Annotated in this window: 27 protein-coding genes and 1 tRNA gene; 7 read left to right on the forward strand and 21 right to left on the reverse strand. The window is 38.2% G+C overall.

Going from position 1 to position 25,946, the window contains the following annotated elements:
• Positions 1-23: 23 nt before the first annotated feature.
• The 19 genes from HC246_RS00925 to HC246_RS01015 form a co-directional block, all read right to left on the reverse strand.
• Entirely contained in the window at positions 24-1,250 is a 1,227-nt protein-coding gene (locus tag HC246_RS00925) for a glycosyltransferase (protein WP_169361751.1), read from the reverse strand.
• Between the two features lie 22 nt (positions 1,251-1,272).
• On the reverse strand, positions 1,273-2,247 hold the full coding sequence (locus HC246_RS00930; RefSeq protein ID WP_169361752.1) for a glycosyltransferase: 975 nt from the start codon (positions 2,245-2,247) through the stop codon (positions 1,273-1,275).
• A complete protein-coding gene (locus HC246_RS26665) occupies positions 2,244-3,407 on the reverse strand; it encodes a glycosyltransferase family protein (protein WP_169361753.1) in 1,164 nt (387 codons plus the stop codon). The genes HC246_RS00930 and HC246_RS26665 overlap by 4 nt, the downstream gene beginning before the upstream one ends.
• 18 nt (positions 3,408-3,425) lie before the next feature.
• Positions 3,426-4,199 (reverse strand): FkbM family methyltransferase, encoded by a 774-nt coding sequence (locus tag HC246_RS00940; RefSeq protein WP_169361754.1) that lies wholly within the window; start codon positions 4,197-4,199, stop codon positions 3,426-3,428.
• Positions 4,196-5,155: a glycosyltransferase family 2 protein gene (locus tag HC246_RS00945; RefSeq protein WP_169361755.1), complete on the reverse strand. Its 960-nt coding sequence runs from the start codon at positions 5,153-5,155 to the stop codon at positions 4,196-4,198. Before HC246_RS00945 ends, HC246_RS00940 begins: the two co-directional genes overlap by 4 nt.
• Before the next feature lie 138 nt (positions 5,156-5,293).
• On the reverse strand, positions 5,294-5,512 hold the full coding sequence (locus HC246_RS00950; protein WP_169361590.1) for a hypothetical protein: 219 nt from the start codon (positions 5,510-5,512) through the stop codon (positions 5,294-5,296).
• The gene (locus tag HC246_RS26810; RefSeq protein WP_169361756.1) at positions 5,451-5,660 is read right to left on the reverse strand and encodes an FkbM family methyltransferase; all 210 of its coding nucleotides are present in this window, start codon (positions 5,658-5,660) and stop codon (positions 5,451-5,453) included. The genes HC246_RS00950 and HC246_RS26810 overlap by 62 nt, the downstream gene beginning before the upstream one ends.
• 65 nt (positions 5,661-5,725) lie before the next feature.
• Positions 5,726-6,723 (reverse strand): IS1 family transposase gene (locus tag HC246_RS00960; RefSeq protein WP_169361757.1). Its coding sequence is split into 2 segments (ribosomal slippage): positions 5,726-6,346 and positions 6,349-6,723, totalling 996 coding nucleotides; the frame shifts between segments, so codons are not numbered across the junction.
• A 67-nt stretch (positions 6,724-6,790) separates the two neighbouring features.
• On the reverse strand, positions 6,791-7,972 hold the full coding sequence (locus tag HC246_RS25735; protein ID WP_169361634.1) for a transposase: 1,182 nt from the start codon (positions 7,970-7,972) through the stop codon (positions 6,791-6,793).
• Positions 7,973-8,429: 457 nt separating this feature from the next.
• The gene (locus tag HC246_RS00970) at positions 8,430-9,710 is read right to left on the reverse strand and encodes an ISNCY family transposase (protein WP_169364411.1); all 1,281 of its coding nucleotides are present in this window, start codon (positions 9,708-9,710) and stop codon (positions 8,430-8,432) included.
• Between the two features lie 97 nt (positions 9,711-9,807).
• Positions 9,808-9,945: a hypothetical protein gene (locus HC246_RS00975; RefSeq protein ID WP_169361758.1), complete on the reverse strand. Its 138-nt coding sequence runs from the start codon at positions 9,943-9,945 to the stop codon at positions 9,808-9,810.
• Positions 9,946-9,953: 8 nt separating this feature from the next.
• Entirely contained in the window at positions 9,954-10,898 is a 945-nt protein-coding gene (locus tag HC246_RS00980; protein ID WP_169361759.1) for a glycosyltransferase family 2 protein, read from the reverse strand.
• Positions 10,898-12,235: a glycosyltransferase family 4 protein gene (locus HC246_RS00985; RefSeq protein WP_169361760.1), complete on the reverse strand. Its 1,338-nt coding sequence runs from the start codon at positions 12,233-12,235 to the stop codon at positions 10,898-10,900. The genes HC246_RS00980 and HC246_RS00985 overlap by 1 nt, the downstream gene beginning before the upstream one ends.
• A complete protein-coding gene (locus HC246_RS00990; protein ID WP_169361761.1) occupies positions 12,232-13,170 on the reverse strand; it encodes a hypothetical protein in 939 nt (312 codons plus the stop codon). The genes HC246_RS00985 and HC246_RS00990 overlap by 4 nt, the downstream gene beginning before the upstream one ends.
• Positions 13,171-13,256: 86 nt before the next feature.
• Positions 13,257-14,195, reverse strand: coding sequence for a glycosyltransferase (locus HC246_RS00995; RefSeq protein WP_169361762.1), 939 nt, complete (start codon positions 14,193-14,195; stop codon positions 13,257-13,259).
• A gap of 28 nt (positions 14,196-14,223) precedes the next feature.
• Positions 14,224-14,934 (reverse strand): class I SAM-dependent methyltransferase, encoded by a 711-nt coding sequence (locus tag HC246_RS01000; protein WP_169361763.1) that lies wholly within the window; start codon positions 14,932-14,934, stop codon positions 14,224-14,226.
• On the reverse strand, positions 14,931-15,602 hold the full coding sequence (locus tag HC246_RS01005) for a TylF/MycF/NovP-related O-methyltransferase (RefSeq protein ID WP_169361764.1): 672 nt from the start codon (positions 15,600-15,602) through the stop codon (positions 14,931-14,933). The genes HC246_RS01000 and HC246_RS01005 overlap by 4 nt, the downstream gene beginning before the upstream one ends.
• Positions 15,603-15,616: 14 nt before the next feature.
• Positions 15,617-16,855, reverse strand: a complete 1,239-nt coding sequence (locus tag HC246_RS01010) for an ABC transporter ATP-binding protein (protein ID WP_169361765.1) — start codon at positions 16,853-16,855, stop codon at positions 15,617-15,619.
• A 231-nt stretch (positions 16,856-17,086) separates the two neighbouring features.
• Positions 17,087-17,167 (reverse strand) — tRNA-Leu (locus HC246_RS01015).
• A gap of 234 nt (positions 17,168-17,401) precedes the next feature.
• Between HC246_RS01015 and HC246_RS01020 the strand changes: the two genes are divergently transcribed.
• From HC246_RS01020 to HC246_RS01050, 7 genes are all read left to right on the forward strand, one after another.
• On the forward strand, positions 17,402-17,818 hold the full coding sequence (locus tag HC246_RS01020) for a hypothetical protein (protein ID WP_169361766.1): 417 nt from the start codon (positions 17,402-17,404) through the stop codon (positions 17,816-17,818).
• Between the two features lie 90 nt (positions 17,819-17,908).
• Positions 17,909-19,207: an aldehyde dehydrogenase family protein gene (locus HC246_RS01025; RefSeq protein WP_169361767.1), complete on the forward strand. Its 1,299-nt coding sequence runs from the start codon at positions 17,909-17,911 to the stop codon at positions 19,205-19,207.
• 107 nt (positions 19,208-19,314) lie between these two features.
• The gene (gene glyQ / locus HC246_RS01030) at positions 19,315-20,229 is read left to right on the forward strand and encodes a glycine--tRNA ligase subunit alpha (RefSeq protein WP_169361768.1); all 915 of its coding nucleotides are present in this window, start codon (positions 19,315-19,317) and stop codon (positions 20,227-20,229) included.
• A gap of 550 nt (positions 20,230-20,779) precedes the next feature.
• A complete protein-coding gene (locus HC246_RS01035) occupies positions 20,780-21,301 on the forward strand; it encodes a phycocyanin subunit beta (protein ID WP_169361769.1) in 522 nt (173 codons plus the stop codon).
• 49 nt (positions 21,302-21,350) lie between these two features.
• Entirely contained in the window at positions 21,351-21,842 is a 492-nt protein-coding gene (gene cpcA / locus HC246_RS01040; RefSeq protein ID WP_169361770.1) for a phycocyanin subunit alpha, read from the forward strand.
• A 202-nt stretch (positions 21,843-22,044) separates the two neighbouring features.
• Positions 22,045-22,860, forward strand: a complete 816-nt coding sequence (locus HC246_RS01045) for a HEAT repeat domain-containing protein (RefSeq protein ID WP_169361771.1) — start codon at positions 22,045-22,047, stop codon at positions 22,858-22,860.
• Positions 22,861-22,918: 58 nt separating this feature from the next.
• Entirely contained in the window at positions 22,919-23,749 is an 831-nt protein-coding gene (locus HC246_RS01050; protein WP_169361772.1) for a HEAT repeat domain-containing protein, read from the forward strand.
• Positions 23,750-23,800: 51 nt separating this feature from the next.
• On the opposite strand, the gene HC246_RS01055 is transcribed toward HC246_RS01050, so the two are convergent.
• Together HC246_RS01055 and HC246_RS01060 are read right to left on the reverse strand one after the other, a co-directional pair.
• Positions 23,801-24,220: a helix-turn-helix domain-containing protein gene (locus tag HC246_RS01055; RefSeq protein WP_169361773.1), complete on the reverse strand. Its 420-nt coding sequence runs from the start codon at positions 24,218-24,220 to the stop codon at positions 23,801-23,803.
• A gap of 294 nt (positions 24,221-24,514) precedes the next feature.
• Complete coding sequence (locus tag HC246_RS01060; RefSeq protein ID WP_169361774.1) at positions 24,515-25,945, reverse strand: carotenoid oxygenase family protein; 1,431 nt, start codon at positions 25,943-25,945, stop codon at positions 24,515-24,517.
• Position 25,946 lies beyond the last annotated feature (1 nt).

The following is a 25,946-nucleotide window of genomic DNA, read 5'->3' on the forward strand; positions in this document are numbered from 1 at the left end:
ATTTGTAAACTCACCTCCTCTGATCAACTAATCGCTCTTTCTAAAGTTCTTAAAATAGTATTTTCTTGATTCTCCCAATTTAGTTGTGATTGGGCAGTTCTCAAAGCTGCTTGTTTAGATAGAAGTAGTTGAGGATAATTATTTACTAAATTATTAATGGCGTTTGCTAGTGCTATTGGATCGTTGCTTGGTATTAGTTGCCCAACTTCAGGGTACTGAGACAAAATTTCGCTTTGTCCTTCTGTATTCGTAGCAATTATAGCTAACCCAGCCTGTAAATACTGGAAAAGCTTGTTAGTAATCGTCAAGTTTCGACTAGGGATTGCAGTTGTTTCCAAAGCCAAGCCAATATCATGCTCAGCAATCCGCGATAGTAGTTCACCATTAGAAACAGTGGGGTGAATAAATAAGCGATCGCGCCATTCGTCAGGAATCTGTGGCTCCAACCACCGTCTCGAACTTTCTGGATAATTTCCGCGTAAATGTATTTCTATTGGTTGATGAATATATGGAAGTGATTGGAAAAGAACTTCCAACCCTCTACCTTGTCCTATAGTTTGGGAAAACCAATGAATTGAGATCAAATCAAGATTTTGGTGATCGCAAATTTTCCCATCTATTTGAGATCGCTCTGACCAAGGAAATACATTATAAATAGCTGTTGGCTTGGTAGCTTGATAAGCATTGGCTAGAGATTCAGCTAAGGCATGAGAGGTTGTTAAACAATATTTACATTTATGCATTAGATGTCTTTCCAGATTTCTTAACATATCAATAGGTCGATCAATACGCACCTCAGGCAAAAGATCCTCAGAAAACCAGTCTTCAAAATCGACTCCCACTTTAAATCCCTGAGCTAGTAACTGCTTCCCAATCCAAAGTCCAGATTCTGAATGGACAATAGTCAAATCTGCATGAACACTTTGGGCATATTTCAATATTCTCCTTATTCCATAACCAAGTAGTTCAGGCAAAAAAAGTTTAAATCTTCTAAAAACCTCTTTAGCAATTTTTGTTTGAATACGAATCCAATAATTAATAAATTTACGATTAGGTTGGATATCAATTATTGGCTCAAATTTATATTTTTGTTGAGATATTAATAGGCGATCACGTTCAACTAGTTCTGGGCTAAACCAAATTCCACCCACAATTACATCATAACCAGCATTAGCTAAAGTCTCAGCTTCTTTCTGGGGACGAGGTGCAGTACATAAATGTCCACCAATGAGAATGAAGATTTTTACCATTCTAAAACCAAAAATATTTCCCCTAAATATTTAACAATATATCAAGATAATTTTTGGCACATTTTTCTAAAGTTAAATTATTCAAAATATAGTCACGAGGGGCAAAATATTGGGAACTCAAATTATCTAAAAACTCTTCTAACTTATTCGGAAATTCATTAATATTTTGAAATTTTATACCACAGCGATTGCTCCAATAAGGTACTGATGTAGCACGAATATAGGGATCACCCCATTTAAAGCGATTTGGATCTAAATATTCTCCCTGATCCCAAGCTAGAATCGGTACATCACTAGATAAACATTCTTGATAGGCTAAGCCTTGGCTTTCATGTTCACAAAGAAAAATCATACTACGGCAAGAAGACAGAATATTTTTATAATCCTGAGGATTATAGGAGCCATAACGTAATTCCTTAAAAGTTAGTCCTTTATCATTTAGTAATTCACGAATTGGTCTCAGTATCTGTTTAGATTTTATGTCATAGTTCCACATAATTTTATCATATATCAAAAAATCAGTAGTCTTCATAATTGTCTGTTGATTTTGCCATGTTTCCGTATCAATTCCTACAGCCCAAATCTGGCAGCGATCACCAAAATAGGGTTTATAGATATTATTTGCCCATTCTGAATGCTGCAAATATTTTACAATTGGATAATCTTTGCAAAGCGTCGACCACTCACTTGGATGAGTCATTAATCCTATTCCTGCAACAATCGAATTGGATTTTCTATACCCATTTAAGCATCCCTTCCCTGCTCCTAAAACCCCAACAAAATCACTTTCATGGAGTTGATTAAATGGTAAATTGATATAGTATTTAATTCCTAATTTATCCAACCCTAAGCAAAGATTCGCAAAAACCTTTTCAATCCCACTAAGTCGAGACTTACCTCGAACTAATCGGCGAGCCAAATGACGAATATATCGATCACCTACTAACCAACGATCACCTTCAGCTTCTCGTTTATAATAAAGACAAATACGGCTCATTGAAAGTTACTAATAATTTTAGCTAGAGTGTTGGGAATGCTATGCTCTTTTATTGCTTTATATTGTGCATTTGCTCTCATGATTTTACGCTTTTCTGGACTAGCTTGTAAATATTTTATTTTTTCAGCCATCTCTTCCACTGAAGAATATGTTTCTATTTCTTCACCTATTTCATATAAGTCATCTAGTCCCTCAGTCCATTCTGTTAGATAGCAAGCTCCTAACATTGGTGCTTCAATATCCCTCATTCGGGAGTAGGTATTAGGTCTATCTAAAGGATATTGAAAACTAGGATAACGATTTACTCCTAATGTGATTTGACTTTGTTGAGTAATTTTAAAGTATTCATCAAAATCAGGCTTTTCTCGAACATATGGGGAAAACAATTGATTCGTGACCCTTGGTATAAATCGAGATTGAATCTTTCTTAACCAATATATTAACCCTTCATTACTAATATCTAATAGATGATTATTAGCTTTTATCCATAAATTTTGCCGTATTTTTTGTAGTTTATTAATTAGTTCGTCGGGCTCATCATATAACCATCCTTCACCTCTAAGCTCAAGATTGATATTAAACTCAATCAAATTAGCAAATAGCCTTTCTCTCTGTACATCTCTTGAACCGATAAAACTCACTCCATATTTTTCGGAGTGATTGTAATTACGGAGTGCTGGAGGGATCCAAACAGGCATAGGTGCATATATATAGTTTAAAGTCGAGGCTTGGTACATTTTAATGGCTTTAAATTCTGGAACCCAATGTAAGTTAAAACAATAAAAAATTTTAGGGATTTTTTTAAACTCTCTAACATTATCACAAAAAAAATTAACACAAGGTATGCCTAATTCTTGAATTTCTCTAATTGCAAGTGAATCAACTTGTTTGGGAAACAAGTAGCTTAGAAATAAATTAATAGGCTTAATTTTATGTTGATATTTTATATAATTTACTGTCTGTATCCAAGCGAGATCACGCCATATTTTTAATCTTTCTTTATCTAAATAAACTAGTCCTTCTGCCCAATCTACCTCTTTTACTTCTAGCCATTCATGTCCTGCTTCTTCAATTCCATTTTTAAGATATATTTCCCAAAACCTATAGGCAGGTATATTATGCTTTTTTAAAGACTGCTGGCTACTTAAAAAAATTCTCACAGATAGAAACTTCCTTTGTTAAGTCTTACGAATGAATAAGGCATCAGTTTGAGATAATTCTTTTCCTGTTGGTGTATTTACACCTAGAGCATATAAATAAAAATTCTTAGCTGCTAAAAAATTTACAATATCATGAAAAAGAGGTTGGTCTTGATAAAATTCGACAAAGCTAACTTCGATAATTATATATTTTGCATGTCTTAAACATTCATTTGCTCCTTTGAGTGCTTCTAGTTCATATCCCTGAATGTCAAGCTTAATTAGATCTGGCAATGGCAATTTATTAGAAATCACATAATCATCTAGAACGACAACGTTGACTAATTCTTCTCTTTCTTGCGTTATACCAAAAAACTGGTATGTAGCATTAGCAAAGCTAAGTAAGCTTGACGCATCTGAAAAACTAGCCACTTTTATATTCTTCTGTTCCTTAGTTGCTCCTAGTGCAACTTGATGTAAATGAATGTTCGCACTTACATCTTTATGAGTTGCAATTATTTGTTCTTTAAAAATTTTGCAATGAATTATTAATGGCTCAAATGCATAGATTATTGATGATGGCAGAGTTGCTTTAGCTAAAGCTGTCCAAGTCCCTACATTTGCACCAATATCATAAATAATCTGAGGTGATTGCTTTTGCGTAAGCTCTAAAAGTTCTAGTGAATCAATATGACCGATTAGCAAACTGGATGCAATAGTTCCTTTAAGCTTACCTAAACGTCTATATCGCAGCGATTCAACAGCTAGGCGTTCAATGAGTAGCCGAGGATTGTACAGAAGTTCTAATCTCATTTAATACCTTGTTTTAAATTTCTTTGGATTATTTGAAGTCTCCTTGCTATTTTCCATCCCAAAAAACTTTTAAAAAATTCAAATAGTGGACTATTAATAAATTCAATATCTGATCCACCTAACTCAATAATTTTTTCTTCTACTTTAATTAACAAGTCATTTGCTTCTGGATAATATTCATAAATAAACCTTTGGAATAAGTTAGCACAAGCTCTACGAGTTCTTACACTATTTTCTTTAGCTAATAAATTTTTAGTACATATATCTAGAGATAAAAAAACAGATTCACAAGCTTTACTAGATTTTAATCCACTTAAACTATTAGAATTACCTGACCTATAATAAGATCTTGCTCCCCAGCAAAATTTAATGCCTTTACTTTCCAGTAAAACCCTACAAAAATATTCACCATCATCATTTAGAGATAAATTCTCGTTCCAACTACCTGATTTGTCTGCAATGTTTCGAGGTGTTAACCAAGCCGCAGGGTGCATCATACCTCCACCCAACCAAGAGCAGAGAAGCCAATCTATTGAATCCATATCTTGCCAAACTTGCTCCTGCACAAATAAAGCCTCAGATGGTGCAGTATAAAATCGCCCCCACTCACCCGCAATGACACAATCTTCAATTCCTTTCTTGAGCATCTCTATCTGTAAAGCAATTTTGTTGTGACATAATAAATCATCAGCATCTAAATATTGAATAAAATCTCCCTGTGCTTCCATCAAAGCTCTATTTCTGGCAGCACTCGCCCCTCGATTAGACTGTGAAATGATTTTGACTTGAGGTGATGCGAATTGTTGGGCGATCTCCAAACTATTATCAGTAGAGCCATCATCTACTAAAATTATTTCTATATTTTGCCAAGTTTGATTTAAGGCAGAACTAATTGTTTCTCTAAGATAATTCTCGGCGTTGTAGATAGGGATTAAGATCGAGACTAATGGCTTCATATGATTAGAAATTAGTTTTCATTATCAATCAACTAAATAACATAGGAACTGATCACCTAAAGTGTGAGTGGCATATATTTACATCTTTTTTTCAGCATGAGGACATTTTAGTGTTCATCTTTCATTAACTGAGCAGTGCTAATAACGTAAATCTCTAAAGTAGGCATTATCTTCGAGAATAGCTTTATCTAAATCTTTCCCATCGATAGTCTTTCCTTGATAACCTCGACTGACGAAAAAATCTAGAATACTCTTTCTACCTTCTCCTTGAGAACGTGCTGAGTAGTCTGTAAACTCAATGATTATATGCTGCGGTCGTAAATGACTTCCCCAGTCCATATAGAATTTGCAGCTCATAGCCCTCCACATCTATCTTCATTAATGTAATTGTCTTAACACCAGAAAAATTTAATAGAGATTGCAAAGTTGTCGTTGAAACTGCATGGGTGAATTTAGATGAAATACTATCAGAATAATACAACCCTAGCAGTACCAAGATTAGCATTGTTATTACATTCCATCTCTATTATCCCTTCAAAATCTGCAAGGGCAATATTAGGCACTGGACAGTTAACCCGTGAGAGAAGTAAAGCCCTGTAATGACAGCAACTCTAACATCGAAATCGGTCGATGATACAGACCGATCGCCATAACTGGAGTCTTGTTCTTGCCTAAGCCCCCATGTGGTCTTACCCAGTTGTGTACCAATCTTTGCACAGTGACAGCCCGTTGTAATCCTTCAGTATTTTTCGCATACAGGTTTTGTCTACGGCGATAAGCGCTACATCTCCTTCTCAATGCACTGTTGTTTGCTTCATTGTGATTAGCATGAACGTCACTCTTGTCGCTAATCGCTGTATAGGGATGTTCTAGCTTTACCCATTCGACTCGACGATTACCTTGTGAACCTTTGATTTTGATTGCCACTTCTAATCCATGTCGCCATACCTTGCGATGTCCATACTCACGACTTACTTCGCTAGCTTTGAGGTACACACTTGCCATTTGCCACAGTTGTTGGGCATATCTCCTTTCGCCATCGCTAAAACATCGGATGTATTGACTCATTTTTGCCCATTGCCATGCTATTTTCGTTGCTTTTGCAAATAGTTCAGTGGTTTTAATTCCTGCCTTTGCTTCAATCCAATAGCGACTGTTGCGTTCGATAAATACTACTGTCCACCCTTTTGATTCACTGGGGGGGGAAGGTTCTCGCCTACGCGAGTATAAATTTCATCTCCTTCAATAGTCACTTCTCCTCCTGCTGGTGCTTCTGGACTCCATTGCTGTGACTGGTTCGCCAGTTTTTGCTCCCATCTCATGATGCTGGTGTGCGATTTCTCTAGCACTCTCCCACTTGCTCTGATTCCCATCCCCTCTGTCCTCATTTTCAGCGCATAGGACACGATACTTGCGGGTGTTCTTAGCCTTGACATCGCTGTTCCTGTCCGTTCGTTGAATCGCTTGCCACATCCTTTGCATAAATAATTTTGGATTGCTTTGCCGTCTTGGTGGTAATCTCTGCCATTTTTGACCACCTTTTCACTTTGGCAGTGCGGACATTTCATCTTTGCCTCCTTGTCTCTACCTCTCTATTTTAACCCTCACTCCTTTACCTGATTGACTGACAAAAGTCTATGAAGCATAGTCGAGAGTAGAAGCATAGAACTCAATGCGGAATAATTTCTGAAGATGTTTTCGACGAGAAGCAATAGCAGGGTGAGAGTCAAGATAAGAAGTAAAAGAGTAGAAAGGCAAGAAAGCCCAGTTTTTAGTGATAGCGGTGTGAATCCAGTTCCAGCCAATCTTGAGATAACTAAGCCCACGAAACCAATGAGGATCAACCAAACGACGATAGCCAGAATCAGCAACCGCCAGTCCTTGAGCCGTTAAAAACAAGGTGGTCAGTGCTATCACAAAACAAAGGCGAGAAATGGCAGGAGCCGAACGTAAACGCGAAGATTCTAAATCAAAGCCATTAGATTTATCATCCAAGAAATTCTCCTCAATATCGAATCTCAGACCATACTCCCAAAAAGTTTGGAGTGTGGTAGGTTCAGTACTGAGAATATACCAATACTCTCGGCTCCCAGATTCCCAAGCCGCCGCAATATGCACATCGGTAAGACGCTTGGACTCAGTTTTGTGAACTTTAACATTGTGGATCAACTTAGCTTCACCAAGACGAAGATGTAATTGTTTGACTGTTTGCCAGCCATGCTTGGGGGCATATATCCAGAAATTACCCTTGATCCGAATCCGACATTGCCATTTTAATTCCCACACATAGCGCACCAGTTCTGGATTAGCAAATGCTCGGTCTGCTAATAAAACTACTTTGACATTCACGGGCAACAGTTTCGATGCGCGTTTGAGCATGTCTTGATAGCTACTCATCTCCACACTACTACTGCGATGTTTGATTACACGCCAACATAACGGTAAAGCTCTTCCCTGATGAACTACACACAATCGGATCATGCTGTATTCTTCCCACAGTTGACTGGTATCAAAACTCAGATATATTTCTGGCTCTTTCCATTTAGCGATTAACTCTTTGATTACTGGACTGTATAGCTTAGCTGGATTTATGCGCGGATTGTTCAGCCATCTTGATAGTTGTCTTTGCGTGCTTTGGGCGATCAATGCTTTTGTGTTGATATGGCTTAACCACTTCGTTAAATTCACACTCCCTGTGGCGATCATTCCCACCATCATCCACGCCATTACTCCCAAATGGCGCACATCTGACCACTGGCTGTATTGACTCCCGAATTTTATTAGTTCATTATAGATACGTGAGGCGTTTTGGGTCATTTGTCCTATGCTCCTTTTTCTTCAAAAAACAGCATACGCCTCTTTTTTACTCAAATTCAATCTCTGTATACTTTCTCGCAACTTCTCTTACCACTTTTGTCAGTCAATCAGATCCTTTACTGACCACTGCCGAAATAAAAATTTAAAAAGACTCCTAACAATTCGTATTTTTGAAAAATGATTAGGAGTATAACGGAGATATCCAATAATTAAACGAATGATAGGATGATGCATTGACCATGTCATAATATTTGTTTTTACTTACAGTATAATAAAGGATTAAATAGTACAAAATGAGAAATTAAATAGTGCAAATAACGATCAGTAAACTAGTTATTGAAGAAAGACTTGTCTGATAAAGTTAAATTGGCTAGCCAATTTAACTTTTTAGTGATGTGTATTTTTTACATACACATCGCTGAAACTACCATCGACCAGCAATTCTCATTATGAAAAATTAACTACTGTTGGGAGGGAGATCTAACTCCAAACCTTGAATCATAAAAGTCAAAAGATGATCCCAACTATCAAAAACAAGATATCGAGTCAAGGCGCGTAAATCGTTAAAAAAGGTTTTGCGGGTTGGCAAATGAGAGCGCAATAACTGGTACTTGTCATCGACCAATTCCAATAACGTGTGAAATAGTAGGGACAAAATATTGAGGGTGGCTAGGAATGAAGCAAGATGCTCCTTGCCATGTCCAAAGTTGTGTTCTAGGTTGTAGCCCTTAGTTTTGAGAGTATTGTTATTCTCATTTTCCACTTTCCAACGAGTACGACCAGCCAGCACGATTTCCACCACTGTTTGCTCAGTAATCAGGTGATTGGTGGCAAAAGAGTTTTTGTAAACTACCTTGCCATCAGGTCTAGTCACAGTTAGTTCACACCAGTTAACCAGCAAAGCATCGTCACCATCTTTGATAGGTAGCCCATTGACATATTGGTAGGTATAGGTCTCTTGAACTTTCCCTGTCCACTTATTGACAACCACCGTTGGCAAAGCAATCCCTTCTATATGCTCATAGATAGTGGGGTGAGATTCGGGGCGGCAGACTAAGATGAAGTTGAACTGTTGCTCTAATAGCATTTGGCAGAGGGGTTGGCGAGAATAAAGGTCATCACCCAAAACAGTTACCTTGAATGCACTGTACTTACTGCCATGTTGTAACAACCATCTTTTGGCGGCTGTATTCTCACAGTCTTGCTTGTCATTTCCATCCTGCGGCACAATAAATTCTGGTACTAGGGGAATCACTTGCGATTGATGTGGACTGACGATAACTGGCGTAACTACGCTATGAAAATAATGAATTTCTCCTGATTTCATTTTCCTACTCGAACAATGGTGACAGTGTATTTGTTTTGAACTAAAGTACTCTGTCCCATCTAGCGCCATTAATAGATTGTTGGCGAATCCTCGAAATCCTTGCAGTTTCCCCTTTTGCTCTATCGTCTCCAAGATTGTCTCGAACACTGGAAACATTTCTTTAGGTTGCACTGGGTCTAGCAAGTCTCGGATATGGTTATCCGTTGGTATTTTATGCACCCCAAATAAACTTTGGGCGTTGCTTCGCCCTTTTGTCTGCTCCATTGTCCGCTGGTAAGACAAGAATGATGGACTTTGAGTGAAAAATACACTGAATGCACTCATGGCTGCATCTTCCATGCCATAGCGACTATTTTTGCCTGTCCGCTTGTCTGGCAATGATTCTAGTTGTTGTCGGAAAATTTCTACAATTCTGTCGAATGAGCCTTGTGCTTTCAAAGCTCTTCCCCTAAATCAATCATCATGTTATTTACAATATCCCTATATCAACGGTTTGACTAGCCTTCGTTCATAATGAGAATTGCTGACCATCGACAATAATAGTTCTATATTTTGCCAAGTTGTGGGATAGTAAAGAATCCAATATTTCTGACATATATAGTGAAGCATTGTAGGCTGTGGGCAAAATATAAACTAGTGGCTTCATGACTATACTTAAAAATTACTACGAAGTTGTGGCTTCAAAAGCCTGATCAACCATTCTCTTAAGCGAATTGCTAAATAAGGATTATAGCTAGATAATAATCGAAACGAAGAGCTTAATTTTTTTGAAGGTTTATTGTTGAGAGATAGAGCTAATTGTAAACAGCTATCAGCCGTCTCCCAATCTAAATAAGCAGCCGCATTACCAGCAATTCCCCAAAGATTTTGAGTAATTTCTTCAGCATATTTACCCTTAAGAGACTCAGCCACCTTTCTCATAACATGAAATTTAGCTTTTATACATTTAATTTGATTAGCAGAAGACATGGAATTTGATCGATAGTAATTAATAATTGTGATAGTTGGTTCGGCTGCAAATTTTAAACCAGCGATCGCCATCCGACAATGAAAAGCTACATCCTCATTATAAAGAACTAAAGGATCGGTATCATAACCACCTGCACGTAAATATGAAGAACGGAGATACAAACCACAAAAGGGATTAATTTGTTCTCGGATTGCATAGGATATCGAATCTCTTTTTAATTCAGCAGCATCAAATTGACGCACACTAATTAACTCTCCAGTATCATCTCTGCGCCATTCATAATCAAACAAAACAATATCTGGTGGATTCTTTAATGCCATCCATTTACGAGCTTGTTCTACAAAATTTGGATACAAGGCATCATCAGCATCATGGAAATGTATCCAGTCACAATTTGTTGCTTCTGCTAATACATTTTTTCCATAAGAACAACCTCGATTAACCTCACCTCTAATTATTTGAATTCCATACTTAGCAGCAACTTGTGCTGTCTCATCAGTACTACAGTCGTCATAAACCAAAATCTCATCAAATGGGACTTGTTGCGATATAGCAGATTCTAGTAGTCTTGGTAAATATGAAGCAGCATTATATGCTGGAATACACAAAGCTAAAGATTGCGAAACCATTACATTTTCTTCAAAACTTTCCTAAGACTACGATTAATTGTATAGCCAACTAAATCTCGTAATGGCAGTCTATCTAAAAAAGCTAGTGGTCTATCTAGTTTCTGTTGCGGTGAGACCGCATCAATTAACCATTGATTAGGTTTCATAGGATATTTACCACGAGTGATTAAATCTTCGTAAGCACGTATTCGTTTTTGAGCAATTAGCCTCGGATCAAGCTCCTTAATTACAGTTTCCTTTGCTATTAGACCAACTTCGCGTAATTTACTTGCACTCCAACTCATTACTGTTTCTAGACAAGTAGCTAAACTTTGTGAATCATTTGCTTTAAAAGTTAAGCCATTTAATCCATTATGAATTAAATCTACGGCTCCTGCTCCTTCTGAACACAGTACCACCTTTCCCTGAGCCATTCCTTCTACACAAGTATAGTTAAATACATCCCAAATAGAAGGCACAACGATAAATTTTGCATGTGCTTGATATTGGCGAATTATTTCTGATGAAAACGTACCAAGTGGCAGTATTTTACTTCGCCAAATATCTCTATAATTTTGCTCTAAATGTCTGGACATCAGACTCTTGGAATCGAAATAAACTGTATCACGCCCAATCCAATCAATATTTGGGGCTTGCTCTCTCAACAGCCTCAATGCTTCGCAAAGAACTGTTACACCTTTCCAATATTGAATTCGTCCTACTACTAAACCATTACCCAAATCAGGATTTTCGGGTGCTATATTTATATTCTTAAGTGTTAGCGATGGTGGAATATAGTGAACATTACGGTTTGTTAGCAGTTGCCAAGCCTTTGCGTTAGATTGGCTATTTGCTTGCAACTCATCGGCACTAGCTAATAATCCTGCTTCTAGTAATCGAACAAAACTGCCTTGCAAGCGACTATCGATCTGCGGATCATAGAAATCTATCTGCCCGACACTGGCATGAAGCTGAACGACAGTAGGGGGACTATTAGTAGATGTAATCCAAGGTGCAAATAGCATTCCCCAATCAGTTACTTCAACTAAATCATATCCATCTCCTCCCTTGACGTACTCCCATGCTGCCCACGCTGCGGCAAGATGTCTTTGCAATTCAGGAGTTGTTTTGTAGCAACTAAATTTATGTGAATAGAAATTGACTAAATCTGTGTCTAGAAAATCCACTTTAACACTATCTTTTACATAGCTAGGTAACTTAGACATAAAGGCGCTACCTACTACAATACTAATTTGATGTCCTTGGTCAGCAATTTCTGGAATTATATCTCTGTAGAAGGTAGAAATTCCACCACCGAAATGAGGCGGATATTCAGGGATAATATACAAGAGCTTCATTTAATCACCTCATCTAGGAATTCATCTAACAGAGAATTAAGAAGCTTAGGATTTCTTTCCTTTAGATACGTAAGATAATAGTTTTTAGATATATGTTCCAAGTCAGATAATGGGATAGAGAAAATATACTTGATTGATCGATATAAATCATCAAAATTAAGTTCAAGAAAAAACTCCTTTAGTTTTGGACTAAAACTCAAAGGAGCCTTGCCAACTGGCACACATCGAGCATAAGCACACTCACTATATTTTAAAAATTCTAGTCCACAACGAGATGGCGAAATGAACATGAATATATACTTAGATAAATATTCAATATATTTATTTCCAATAATGTCATGAACTAACTTTTGGTTAATATCAGGGTAACCAGGATGTTTTAAGGTAGAAATTTTGTTGACTAAGCAGGGATTAAATTTAACCTTTTTAATAAACTGGTATCTATACGGATAAACAAAACGATCTTGATTACCCGAGAATAGTATTTTTTTTATTCGTTTATCTAAACCTTTCTTAATATTAAAGTTATCATTAAATGGATATGGAATAAATATCATTTTCTTACTTTTCAAGGATATTTCTAAATCCTTAACCACCTCCTGTGGAATATAAGTAGTAAGAAAAAAAACATTTATAAGGTCTTTTATTCTAAACAAAAAGTTATAGTAATAGTGGTTCCTACACCATTCCTCACATGGATCAACTACCTTGAGCAGAAATAACATAGCCTTGTTTGCTCCTATGTACTTCTCAAGTTTAAAACACTCTAATTCATTAATACGGTTATCGATAATAATGATACTTGTTTGATACAAGCTAATATTATCTAAATAATCAGTTTCCCAACCCATATTGAATGCATAGTTTGGACCAGCGTCCTGAGTAATCATTTTAGAGTAATCAAATTCTTTTGATAGAATTAAAATTTTTTTCATTAGCTAGACAATATAAAAATTAGTCAGACAAACAAATTTAATCAAACACTCAAATGGAATAATAAACTTATATTGCTCGTATAAGTTCACTTTGTTGTTGTTGCTATATTCTTAATTTCTTGTAAAGCCAACTTAAGTGCTAAGTTACTAGCTAGTCTCATCTTTCTTTCTAAAGGAGTAAGTTTAAGTAATCGGATTTGTTCAATAAAAGCTAAAATTAAATTTTTGTTTGGATTGTTCGGTATTCTACCGTTACGGATGTAATCAAGTATATATCCTGAAGTTCCACCTTCACGCCTGAGACGCAATAGATATTCTAGACTTAACCGCTTATTGGGTATCAGGTGTAATAATTTGAGAGACGGAAAAATACCTGTACCATAATTACAGTCATACGAGGTAAATGCTAAATCTGTATCTCCACCACTAGATAGAAAGGTTCCTCTGCGATCAAGTAGAATTCTAACAGGGTCATTTTTGACAACTTCTTTGTAATAAATAGCCACTTCTCTTCGGATACACATACCAGCTCCATAGGGTAAATTTTGATCATTGACTGATGTATTTCCCCAAATTGGTTTACTTACAGTTCGTATCGCCAAAAAAGATAGAAATGGTTTCTGCCATTCTTCAATAGGCTTCTCTGTTTCTGCAGTGATAGAGCCTCCTATTGCTCCTAGATAGGGATATTTAGTGAAAATATTTAAACATTCTTCAAGATAATTAGCATCTATAACATTATCATCATCAACAAAAACTAAAATATCTGATTTAGCTTCTTCAATGCCTCTTAATCTAGCAGGAGTTAATCCTAGTTGTTCTTCTCGAATATGACGAGAATTTAAATGCCATCTCAGATCTATTTCGTCTGAGAGTATCCTTGAGCTTGCATTATCAATTAATAATAACTCCCATAATTCTTTAGATAAAGTTTGTGAATCAAGGGCTTGTAATACTCGAATCAAATAATCGGGACGTGGATTGTACGTGCAAATAATAACGCTAATTAAAACAGAGGAAGTCATAAACAATTAAACAATTACTTAATAGTTTTTAATAAAATTTCTTTTTGATTTTCTTTAAAAATATTTCCAAATATGTTTTAAGACTAGCATTTCCTTCTATAAATTTATGTAATGATTTAAATGTTTCAATATACAGATCTGGATGGACTATAGACATTAATTTGGTTTCTGTGCCAGCATTTATTTCATCCCTTTTAGCGACAAAAATATTTTGCTTATACCACCATTCAGGAAAATCTTTATTCCAAATTAAAGGTCTAATTTCATCAAAACAAGCATATCTATACTTATTAAATAAGTCTTGCCAATAATCAATCCATTGGCAATTAATATGTCCTTGACCAGGTTGATTTGGACATGCTGCCGAAAATATTATTATGTCAGAATGATTTGTAAGAGATTGCACAAAAATGGAATCTAAATCACTTGGCAAATGTTCTGCTACTTCAAGGCATAACAGTAAATCAAATTTTTTTCCAAGATTCCAATAATTTGTTAGATCATATTTTTTAAATTTTTCTTTAGATGCAAGGAACTCTTCATCACTTACTTCAATTCCATCAATCCCAACATAGTCTTCAATTCCATATTCAGAAACTATCTTTAGCCATGTCCCTGTTCCACAACCAACATCTAATATATTCTTTGGTCTATACAATTCATTAATAATTGGAAATATGACGGAAGGTGCATCTATAAGATGCATATTTCCTGAGTGACTATAGTTGATAATACTCATGATTTTTTGATAATAAAGCAGACTTTATTGAATGATTCAATCCTCTCTGAACGAGATTTTTCACTTAAAAAGTCATGAATGGCTTTGCTGCAACCATCCCAAGTATAATAGTCATCTAAAATTATTAAACCTCCTTCTTTTACCAAATCAAACAGATTATCCAAGCAGATTTTTGTTGACTTATACCAGTCAGCATCAAGACGAAGCAGAGCGATTGGAGTATCTGGTCTAAAATCAGGTAGTGTCTCTTCAAACCAGCCCTCACCAAAAGTATATTTCTTTGCGCAGGAAATTGACATTGCCTCTTCTGCGTATTCTTTAGGTGCATAACAATTGTCAAAATACATTGCACCATTAATATTATTCTGCCAGTCAAGGGCTGATTGACCATCAATTTCTTGAGCCTTAGGAAGTCCTTGAAAACTATCAAATAAATAATAGGACCTCGTATCTCCCAATACATCTGCAACACCTCCGATCATACCTCCTCGCCAGACACCACACTCAACAACACATCCATCTAGATCAATTATTTTCTTAGCTAAAACTAAGTTGCTAATATAAACTGATTCAGGAATCATAGTAAATTTCTTGAATTTTTTATATATTCTCTTAAATTTTAAATTTTCTTTATATTTGCAAAATATTTCGCGTAAATAATTTACCATAGTATATTAATTCCTTAGTATTCAAGCTTAATACAGGAAGATATAGGAACTATATATCCATGATCAATACTATGAGGATAGCTTCTATTAATAATTGGTGATTCATTAATCTCAAACACCACAGCTTCTTTTATCCAATCTATTGTTTCATTATTATGACTTCCAACCCAAGCAGAGACTAAGTATTGTCCTGGAATAAGCGGAGGAAGTTGAATATTAATTCTTAATAAATGAAGTGTTATTTTATAATATAGAAGATCATCATAGCAAGGGACTGCCTGCATTATAGCTGTACCAGTAGAATCCAAAATATCAATTGCTAAAAATGCTGGCTTATGACTGTCTAATGACTTAAGCTGCAACTCTAGTTCTATTTCTAGATTGGGCTGCTTCCCAATTAGATCAATAGTGATTTGAGTAATTACTAAACTACCATTTTTATATTTTTCTGATCTCTTCCAAAGAGAGCCTTGATTTTTTATGTTTTCAGCTTCATAAATTTTCAAGCAGCTTAAAGAACTACCAATACTGACTAATTTCCCAGTTTTTAATAGCATTGCAGTTGAACATAGCGTCCGAATCGCAGCCATGTTATGACTAACGAATAGAATAGTTCTTCCTTCTTTACCAACATCTTCCATCTTTCCTAAACATTTTTTCTGAAACTGGGCATCACCTACGGCTAGGACTTCATCAACAATTAAAATCTCTGGTTCTAGATGGGCAGCTACGGCAAAGGCTAGGCGCACGTACATTCCTGAAGAATAACGTTTGACAGGGGTATCTAAGAATTTTTCGATTTCTGCAAAAGTGACTATTTCATCAAATTTTTTCTTGATCTCAGCGCGATCCATCCCTAAGATCGCTCCATTGAGATAGATGTTTTCCCTGCCTGTAAGTTCTGGATGGAATCCTGTGCCAACTTCTAGAAGACTGGCGACTCTACCTTTAATTGAAATTTTGCCAGTAGTGGGTTCAGTGATGCGGCTAAGAATTTTTAATAATGTTGATTTGCCTGCACCATTGCGTCCGATGATGCCAACGCGATCGCCTTGTTTAATTTCAAAAGAGATATCTTTAAGTGCCCAAAATTCTTCGATATTTGGATCAATATATTCCTGCTTAGAAAATCTTTTACCTATTGATTTTATGCCATTAGCGATAACATCTCTTAGAGCTGTATATCTTTCTCTCTCGTGACCAATTATATATTTTTTACTTAGATTCTCTACTCTAATTACAGTTTCGGACATAAGTAATTTGGTGTTTTTTTTAAGAGCAAGTCTAGGTCATTAAGCATTTATCTCAATTCTATTAAGTGATGATAGGGCACTTATTTATAGAATAAGATAAGAACTTATAACATAAATTTTTGAAAAAATCTTTGGATCTCTTACAGATTAAAGAGGCTGTAATAATCTTGATGAGACTTAACAAATCAAAAAGAGCCATTGCTAAGCAATGGCTCTTTTTGATTTGTTAAATGCGGATGGAGAGACTCGAACTCTCACATCAGAGATACTAGAACCTAAATCTAGCGCGTCTACCAATTCCGCCACATCCGCTTGTATAGGTGCTTTTAACACCGAATAGAATAATACATCAATCTTGGTGAATTGCAGCACAAATTTTTGGAGAATCTTTTTGAGTGAAATTTTAAGGATTTTAAGATGATCGCTATATTGGTAAATAGGTTACTTAAATTGTTGCTTTTACCTTATTTGTATTGATATACAATTTTTAGATAAGTATCTTGCTCTGCGTATATTGTTAGCATTTTTGTTGAGCCTGTCTGTCTAGTGCATATTCATAAGCCTCAAAAAATCGACCTAGAGCAAATTTATCCTTGTCCTTGCCCACGCAAACGAGGAAAGTTAAAACCGATCGCATTGACGGATGCCTTTGGCTGCGATCGCTGCTCATTGTTGTTCGAGTTGGAAAATGATGGCTATAGTTTATTGCAGGTAGGCGGGATTGACTCTCAACGCCATACATGGCAATGGATTGGCAAATGGCGAGCCATTCGTGAATATCAGCAATATCCTTTGCTAGAGACAGTCTTGATGTACATAACCTCTTTACTGTTTTTATCACTAGTAATTATGTGGATGCTGGATCCCAAATCAGCGTTTACTATGCCTCTAGTGATTTTGCTGTTTACGCTTTTGAGTTTGTTAATATGGCGATTGCTCATATTGCGTCGTCGCGATTTTTAGAAACTTTTTGAGAATATTTTTAGTAAATTTCGTTAATTTTTATTTGTACAGAAATATTTTCGGTCTTGTATTTAAGTAGTTATTACCCATATGTCACCAGAAGACCTTACAGGCTTCATTTATAAATCCCACGCTGCCGCACTACAACTCGCGCAAATTCCTACAAAAGAACGCGATAGTTTATTGCTAGAGATTGCTGAAGTAATTAAAAAGCATAAAAATGCAATCTTAGAGGCAAACACCTTAGATTTAGAGGCGAGCCGAGATATGGCAGTGCCTGAGATCGTACTAGAGTGGCTTAAACTAACTCCTGAAAGACTAAATCATGCGATCGAATGCTTGAGACAGCTTTCTAGCTTGCCTGATCCTCTGACACTGCATGTGGGGATCAATGGTTATCAACGCATCCCACTGGGAGTGGTGGCTTTTGTGTATGAGGGATTTCCGCAGCTGAGCTTGATTGCGGCGGGAATGTGTCTCAAGGTTGGTAACACGATCATTCTCAAGGGTGGCAATGAAGGTACATATACCCAAGAAGCGATCACAGCGATCGCTAAAGATGTTCTCCTCTCTAGGGGCTTTCCTGAAGCATGTATGACCTCTGTACCTAAAGGGGTTGCACTGAAGGAGCTAATTGTCCAAGAAAAATATTTGCGGTTAGTAATTCCCTATGGTCGCCCCAGTTTTGTGCAACAGGTGAGTAAGCAAGCTACAGTTTCCGCCTTGCCGATCGCTATGGGTAATTGTTATCTATATTTATCGGCTTCAGGTAACCTCGACTTTGCTAAGGAAATTATTTTAAATAGTCGTAAAGGTGAGCCTGATGCTGTCAATGCGATCGAGAAAGTAGTTGTGCATCAGTCATGGCTAGATCGTGGTTTAGGCGAATGGATTGTTCGTTTAAAGAAGCAAGGTTTGGTGGTAAGGGGCTGTGCAGGAGCAACTAATTATTTTCGACAGTTCCTTGAAGAGAGCCATAGCGATGAAACAGATAAACCGAGTCAAGCGCTGATTGATAAAGCAATTGAGCTTGAAGATGTTTGGGGACAATCTTATTTAGATGAAACCATTGCCATTAAAGTGGTGCAGGATACTGAAGAGGCGATCGCATGGATCAACCAATATAGTAGTGGTCATGCTGATGTGTTACTAACTGACTCCTTATCTGAACGCGATCGCTTTGTTAGTCGCATTAATAGCAGTACGATTTTTGTCAATGCCCATAGCCGTTTTAGTCGTTGTGCCAAAGTTGGCGAAAATGGCAATGTCAAAATCGCCTTGGGCATGTCCAGCTTAAAAACGCGAGGAGCATCCAGATATCCGGGGATGATCGATATTTATGCGTTGACAACGACCAAGCAAGTGTTAACAAGTTCTTGGTCACTTTGATAAAGCTATTTGATCCGTGCGAAGCACGGATCAAATAGCTCTATCAATAATGTCAAGGCGATCGCTGGTAGGATTAAGACAATTAGAGTGTTATTGCCCCGTAAAGCATGGATTTTCAGTCGGTTATTTTGGCGTTGCAAAAGTATTGGAGCGATCGCGGATGTTTGATTGCTCAACCCTATGACATTGAAAAGGGTGCGGGAACAATGAGTCCGCATACTTTCCTAAGAGCGATCGGTCCTGAGCCTTGGAACGTTGCCTATGTCGAACCATGCCGCCGTCCTACCGATGGGCGTTATGGCGAAAATCCTAACCGTTTGCAACATTATTATCAATTTCAAGTAATTCTCAAGCCATCGCCCGATGATGTGCTAGAGCAATATTTAAATAGTTTGAAATACCTTGGCATAGATCCCGCCGATCACGATGTCCGATTTGTTGAAGATGACTGGGAATCACCCACCCTTGGTGCATGGGGTGTGGGTTGGGAAGTCTGGCTAGATGGCATGGAAGTTACCCAGTTCACTTATTTCCAACAGGTTGGGGGGCTAGACTGTCGCCCTGTGTCCGCCGAAATCACCTATGGACTAGAGCGCTTGGTGATGTATCTCCAAGGTGTGGACTCGGTGTACGACATTGTGTGGCGATCGCACCCAGAATTAGGCGACATCAAATATGGTCAAGTACATCACCAAGGTGAAGTCGAGCATAGCGGCTACAACTTTGGCAATTTTGGCGGTAAACCTCAAGATTCTGACCTATTGTTCCAGCTATTCCTCCAATACGAAAAAGAAGCAGGACATTTACTAGAATCTGAGCTAGTATTGCCCGCCTTTGACTATGTATTGAAATGCTCCCATTCCTTTAACTTACTAGATGCGCGAGGAGTAATCTCTGTAACCGAGCGTACCCGCTATATCGGACGCATCCGCAATCTGGCTCGGCAGGTAGCAAAGCTTTATTATGCTCAACGAGAGGCATTAGGATTTCCACTAGGATCTGAGTTGCAAGGAGTAATTTAAAAAGAAAGGAGACGCGATGCGTCTCCTTTCTTTTATGCAAAAGTTCAGTATTTATGGTTCCAAGTGAACAGCAAAACATCAATCTGGCTACCTATTTGGATTATGTGATGAACAAGAAAAAATTCATATTTAACCTTCTTAATACTTACAAAGAGCTGAAAAAGCTTACATGCCAAGGATTTTAGTTATTCCTCTTTTTAAAGAAATTGTGATTTGTGATACTAAAGTTTATGCGCTCGAAACAAGCTGTTATAAATTGTGACAATCCGTAATATAAAACGATCCAACGACATAGTATAAACATAGAAGTTGGAAATCGAAACTAAACAAAACCAGCGAAAAAGAAATTTTGAGCTAGTTAGGTTGAGAGAAACAACTCTTTAAATTAAAAATAAAAACTTTTTCTAGCTAATTCTGGCTTTTTTGATTTTCTAGTTAAATTAAAAATTAATTAAAGTTCAGAACTTGAGTAGATTTAGAAAAAAATGATTGGCTCTGCCTATCTCAGTCTTTATAAAGACACTTAAACATATTTGGAGATAAACGTAACATGACATTAGATGCATTTGCCAAGGTAGTATCCCAAGCTGATTCACGTGGCGCATACCTCACCTCTTCTCAGCTAGATGCTTTGAATGCACTCGTTGCTGATGGCAGCAAGCGTATTGACGTTGTAAACCGCATCACTGGTAGCTCTTCTGCAATCGTTGCTAGTGCTGCTCGTGCTTTGTTCGCTGAGCAACCTGCATTGATCGCTCCTGGTGGAAATGCTTACACCAACCGTCGTATGGCTGCTTGCTTGCGCGACATGGAAATTATCTTGCGCTATGTAACCTACGCAGTATTCGCTGGCGATTCTAGCATCTTGGATGACCGTTGCTTGAACGGTTTGAGAGAAACCTACTTGGCTCTTGGTACTCCTGGTGCTTCCGTTGCAGTTGGCGTTCAAAAGATGAAGGATGCAGCGATCGCTATCGCTAACGATCCTAATGGCATTACCCGTGGTGATTGCAGCAGCTTGATTGCTGAACTCGGTAGCTATTTCGACAGAGCAGCAGCAGCAGTTGCTTAGTTTGCATCTTTTGATTGTTTAAAAAATTTATTTGGAGATATTGTAAGTCATGTCAAAAACCCCTTTAACCGAAGCTCTAGCTACAGCTGATTCTCAAGGCCGTTTCCTCAGCGCTAGCGAATTGCAAGTTGCTTTTGGTCGTTTCCGTCAAGCAGCATCTGGTCTAGCTGCTGCTAAGGCTTTGACCGAAAAGGCTGATTCTTTGGTTGCTGGTGCAGCTAATGCTGTTTACCAAAAGTTCCCTTACACCACCAATACTCCTGGTTCTAACTATGCTTCTAGCCAAACTGGTAAGGACAAGTGCGCCAGAGACATCGGCTACTACCTCCGCATCGTAACCTATTCGTTGGTTGTTGGTGGTACAGGTCCTCTTGATGACTACCTCATCAGTGGCTTGGCTGAAATCAACCGTACTTTTGAATTGTCTCCTAGCTGGTATGTTGAAGCTTTGAAGTACATCAAGGCTAACCACGGTTTGAGCGGTGACGCTGCTTCCGAAGCAAACTCCTACCTCGATTATGCTATCAACGCATTGATCTAGTTTGATCTTTAATTAGATTCTTCGGATTAAAAAAGGCACTCCTTAGGGGGTGTCTTTTTTAGTTGGAAAGTATTGCAAGACAATACTTTCCAAAAGAGAAAGGCTATAAAATGAGGGTTTGTTTGATTGTAAAATGCTTTATGTGAATTTCCATTTTGACCACAGCAAAATGGAATCTTAAAAATTTCTTAGTGACAAAACGATGAGTGAATCCGAACTTCCAGACGATAATCAGTTGACCTTAGAACAGGCACTTATTAATTTACAATGCGAAGATTTAGGATTACGGATCTATGCGGCATGGTGGCTCGGACGATTTCGAGTAAAGGATTCTAGAGCGATCGCTCTTTTAATTAATGCTCTAGCTGATGAAGCCGATCGCACTGATGCAGGTGGGTATCCATTGAGACGTAATGCTGCTAGAGCTTTAGGAAAGCTTGGTGATCGCAGCGCTGTCTCGGCATTAATTCGCTCATTAGACTGTGAGGATTTTTATGTACGAGAGGCTGCGGCTCAATCTCTAGAAATGCTTGGTGATATAGCCTGTGTTCCTAAGTTATTGGAAATGCTCAATACACCGATAACATCAGAAGTATCGGGTTTAGAAAGTGAGCAACCTTTTGACGCAATTCTCGAAGCTTTAGGAACCTTGGGAGCAGTGGAAACAATTCCCCAGATCTTGCCATTTTTGGAACATCCTATTCCTAGAGTGAAGTATGCGGCGGCGCGTGCCATGTATCAGCTTTCGTCCGATCCTGAAACCGCAGCTCAGTACGGCAATATTCTCATTAATGCCTTAAGCAACAATGATTTACAATTGCGGCGAACTGTTCTTTCTGATTTAGGTGCGATCGGTTATTTGGGAGCAGCGGAAGCAATTAGCAACACAATGGCGGAAAATAGCCTCAAATTAATTTCTCTCAAAGGTGTATTAGAAAAACAAATACCACTCGCTACACCTCCTGATCTAACCGCAGGTGCAGTTAGAGTCATGGCACTGATGGATGATTTATTGTAAAGTAGAGAAACCACAAAGCTATCCTTTACTTTGCTTGCCTCATCTAATTTACTGATATATGTCTCTTTCTCAACTCATTCAGGCTGTAGAAGAAGCAGATTCTTCTAGACGACTACTTGAAGCAGTCCAAAATCTAGCGAATGCTCGGTTAGAAGGAGCTATTCCTACTTTAATTGAGGCGCTTAGCTACAACAACCCCGGAGCTGCTGTTGCTGCTGTGGATGGACTGATTTTGCTAGGCGATCCAGCAGTTCCTGCGTTATTGGAACTGCTGGATATGCATAACTACACAGCGCGATCGTGGGCAATTCGTGCATTAGCAGGGATTGGTGATCCGCGAGGATTGGTAACTTTGCTGGGTGTGGCAACTGCGGACTTTGCTTTTAGTGTACGTCGTGCAGCAGTTAAGGGTTTGGGTTTAATGAAGTGGCATTGGTTTCCTGATGAACTTCGTGAAATTGCTCAAGAGGAAGCATTGGAAGCATTATTATTTGTCGCACATCAGGATGATGAATGGGTAGTACGCTATGCGGCGGTTGTGGGTTTACAGGCTTTGGCAATGACGATCGCTGATACCTATCCGCATTGGCGATCAGAGATTCAATCGCAACTTGAGCAAATGGCGAATAAGGAACAAACCTTGGCAGTGCGTGCTCGTGTATGGCTTGCCTTAAAAAATATTCAGCACAATATTCAACCAGAGGCGCATACATCTATCAATTTAGAAGAATCTGAAGCTAAGAAATCTCCTTTAACTCCTGATGATTGGCAGGATATTCTCAACAAACTCTATGAAATTAAGAGTCAAGAGAGAGCAGAGAACTTAGAGGAGGGAGATCCACGTCGGTTCCAGAAATTAGCGGCAGCGATCGGAAAAGATCAACCTTAAATCTTTAAATCTTTATTGCTTAATCTTTACTTTGCCTTGCATCGTCAAGATTTAAGATATCTCTTCGCGCTTTTCCCTAAACCCCAATTCTATTAAAGCCTTACGGATTTTTGCTTTTGATGGTTGAATTTTGGGCATAGCTAAATTTAACTCACGAGCAGTTTCTAGCATTTGCCTAATTAAGATATCTAACAAATTATCATCAACATCTTCAGGAACCTGTTCAATCCTGCCCTGATATGCCAAGGTATACAGCTCTAAATGGTGCTTGCCCATGATTTTTGCCAACTTTCTTAGGGTTTCAGGTGTGGGGCATGTTCCTTTAAAACAAGCACCACGAAGCCTTGGTTGGGGTACACCAGCCAATTCTGCGAGATGGTTCATGCTAATGTCTTGTTCTTCTAAATATTGGAGAACATATAGTCCTAAAGGTGAGCAATCTTCAGTTTTAACCTGTAACCTTGGTGGCATCTTTAGTAATATCGAAAACTTGGTCAGATCTTCAAATAGAAAGCTAATCTAACATTAATGGATGATCTTATACCAATTATAGTGTTCGCTTTCACTGTTACAACGCTTTGCACCCAAAACCGAACTAAGGGATCTTTGAAAGTGTTGCTTATCAGCTCTTTCAAAGATCCCTTGCCGTAAGACAAACAAGGGGTTTAAGCCCCTTGCTCATTCTAGAATTCCTACCAAAATGCTAATTAAATCTTCTAAATCATCGGGTAAGGTATACGAACCAATATGAATATTCCCTTTATTTTACGATCGCCAAGTGCCGTGAAATCCCATTGGCACAACGCTTGGTAGGGCAAGACGACAGACTGGTTCAGCATCTAAGCGATCGCTATCAAAAATCCATACCTCGGAACATTCGCGATCACCATCAAAGACGACGGTAATGATATAACCTTTGTTAGGATTGGTGGGATCAGGGGCAAACAATGGCTCCATTGGATAGCGATTTGTACCTAGATCAGCTTCAGTTACAGTATTAGTTTGGTAATCATAACGAGCGATCGCATCAAATAATTCTGTTTGCTGATCTTCAGAACGATGCACAGACAGATAAGTATAGCGAGAATTTTCACCAACTTGGGCAGAGGCAACAATGGGGAATTCAGAACCGCGATCTAGTACTTGTGAAGTTTCGAGAAATTCACCCGTTTGGGGATTGAGGCGTATTTGCCAGAGAGTTCCCTTGGCTGGAGTTTTAATTTTACCCGTAGCAACTTCCTTCAAAAATTGATTGGTGGCAAAGTCAGAATAACGGATGAGATCAAATACTAGATTGCCATCGCGATCGCTGTAGCCATTACCAAAATGCCACTGAAACCAAGGCTCGGCGATATTGCGGCTAACCAGTTCGAGATTATGGCGATCAAATACCAAGATTTCTGTACCCTCCTGAGGCTTCCATGCTAGAGAATCGCTATAACTTTGGAGATTCAGCAAGATAGGAAAGGGATTCATCCGCAATGGTGGTACACAGAAAATTAGGTAATCACCTGCTAATACAAAGTCATGAATCATTGGCAGACCTTGCAAATTCGCTTGATTCTTTTTGATTAACTTACCATTGCGATCGCTGCGATAAAGATTTAAAGTTGCGTTCTTACCGTAGGAAACGCCAAAGTTAAAGATCTCGCCAGTCTGGGGATCTCGCTTAGGGTGTGCTGAATAGGAGCGCTTATGATCTAGTCCTTCCAGATTTTCTAAGCCATAGGTTTCTAAAGTTTCTAAATCGAGCGCATGGGGTAAGCCACCTTCCCATAGAGCAAGGAGTTTATCAGGCAAAGCGAGAACAGAAATATTTGCCACATTCTTTGAGGTTTTCCCGAAACGCTGCCACCATGAGCCTGTAGCCGTCATTCCATAATTACCATAAATCAGCTTGTTAGCTTTTTCTTCTTCGAGATATCCTTCCGTTTGCACATAGCGATAGGTTGCACGGGCTTGACCTTCTGCAAAATGTACCGCCAGAATTGCGCCATCACCATCAAACCAATGTCCTACTTGCATTCCGCCACGTTCTAGTCGGGCAGGTCCATTACGATAGAGAGAACCTTTAAGATTGGCAGGGATTTTGCCAGAAACAATTGAGAGTTGAGTAAGGGGAAACTCGGTCGCTGGCTTAGCGATCGCCTTTGCCCAAGATGCTTGTGTTGCTTGTTTATCAATAGTTGTAGTCATA

Source organism: Pseudanabaena yagii GIHE-NHR1 (genome assembly GCF_012863495.1).
Taxonomy (GTDB): domain Bacteria; phylum Cyanobacteriota; class Cyanobacteriia; order Pseudanabaenales; family Pseudanabaenaceae; genus Pseudanabaena; species Pseudanabaena yagii.

Excerpts from the sequence above, each read along its gene's own strand:
- HC246_RS00940 (WP_169361754.1), bottom strand. The coding sequence starts at position 4,199 with ATGAGATTAGAACTTCTGTACAATCCTCGGCTACTCATTGAACGCCTA.
- HC246_RS01035 (WP_169361769.1), top strand. The coding sequence starts at position 20,780 with ATGACATTAGATGCATTTGCCAAGGTAGTATCCCAAGCTGATTCACGT.
- glyQ (WP_169361768.1), top strand. The coding sequence starts at position 19,315 with ATGGATTTTCAGTCGGTTATTTTGGCGTTGCAAAAGTATTGGAGCGAT.
- HC246_RS25735 (WP_169361634.1), bottom strand. The coding sequence starts at position 7,972 with ATGACCCAAAACGCCTCACGTATCTATAATGAACTAATAAAATTCGGG.
- HC246_RS01000 (WP_169361763.1), bottom strand. The coding sequence starts at position 14,934 with ATGAGTATTATCAACTATAGTCACTCAGGAAATATGCATCTTATAGAT.
- HC246_RS01005 (WP_169361764.1), bottom strand. The coding sequence starts at position 15,602 with ATGGTAAATTATTTACGCGAAATATTTTGCAAATATAAAGAAAATTTA.
- HC246_RS01045 (WP_169361771.1), top strand. The coding sequence starts at position 22,045 with ATGAGTGAATCCGAACTTCCAGACGATAATCAGTTGACCTTAGAACAG.
- HC246_RS01010 (WP_169361765.1), bottom strand. The coding sequence starts at position 16,855 with ATGTCCGAAACTGTAATTAGAGTAGAGAATCTAAGTAAAAAATATATA.
- HC246_RS00945 (WP_169361755.1), bottom strand. The coding sequence starts at position 5,155 with ATGAAGCCATTAGTCTCGATCTTAATCCCTATCTACAACGCCGAGAAT.
- HC246_RS00995 (WP_169361762.1), bottom strand. The coding sequence starts at position 14,195 with ATGACTTCCTCTGTTTTAATTAGCGTTATTATTTGCACGTACAATCCA.
- HC246_RS00985 (WP_169361760.1), bottom strand. The coding sequence starts at position 12,235 with ATGAAGCTCTTGTATATTATCCCTGAATATCCGCCTCATTTCGGTGGT.
- HC246_RS00975 (WP_169361758.1), bottom strand. The coding sequence starts at position 9,945 with ATGAAGCCACTAGTTTATATTTTGCCCACAGCCTACAATGCTTCACTA.
- HC246_RS01025 (WP_169361767.1), top strand. The coding sequence starts at position 17,909 with ATGTCACCAGAAGACCTTACAGGCTTCATTTATAAATCCCACGCTGCC.
- cpcA (WP_169361770.1), top strand. The coding sequence starts at position 21,351 with ATGTCAAAAACCCCTTTAACCGAAGCTCTAGCTACAGCTGATTCTCAA.
- HC246_RS00980 (WP_169361759.1), bottom strand. The coding sequence starts at position 10,898 with ATGGTTTCGCAATCTTTAGCTTTGTGTATTCCAGCATATAATGCTGCT.
- HC246_RS00950 (WP_169361590.1), bottom strand. The coding sequence starts at position 5,512 with ATGAGCTGCAAATTCTATATGGACTGGGGAAGTCATTTACGACCGCAG.
- HC246_RS01055 (WP_169361773.1), bottom strand. The coding sequence starts at position 24,220 with ATGCCACCAAGGTTACAGGTTAAAACTGAAGATTGCTCACCTTTAGGA.
- HC246_RS00925 (WP_169361751.1), bottom strand. The coding sequence starts at position 1,250 with ATGGTAAAAATCTTCATTCTCATTGGTGGACATTTATGTACTGCACCT.
- HC246_RS26810 (WP_169361756.1), bottom strand. The coding sequence starts at position 5,660 with ATGCTAATCTTGGTACTGCTAGGGTTGTATTATTCTGATAGTATTTCA.
- HC246_RS01050 (WP_169361772.1), top strand. The coding sequence starts at position 22,919 with ATGTCTCTTTCTCAACTCATTCAGGCTGTAGAAGAAGCAGATTCTTCT.
- HC246_RS00990 (WP_169361761.1), bottom strand. The coding sequence starts at position 13,170 with ATGAAAAAAATTTTAATTCTATCAAAAGAATTTGATTACTCTAAAATG.
- HC246_RS01060 (WP_169361774.1), bottom strand. The coding sequence starts at position 25,945 with ATGACTACAACTATTGATAAACAAGCAACACAAGCATCTTGGGCAAAG.
- HC246_RS00930 (WP_169361752.1), bottom strand. The coding sequence starts at position 2,247 with ATGAGCCGTATTTGTCTTTATTATAAACGAGAAGCTGAAGGTGATCGT.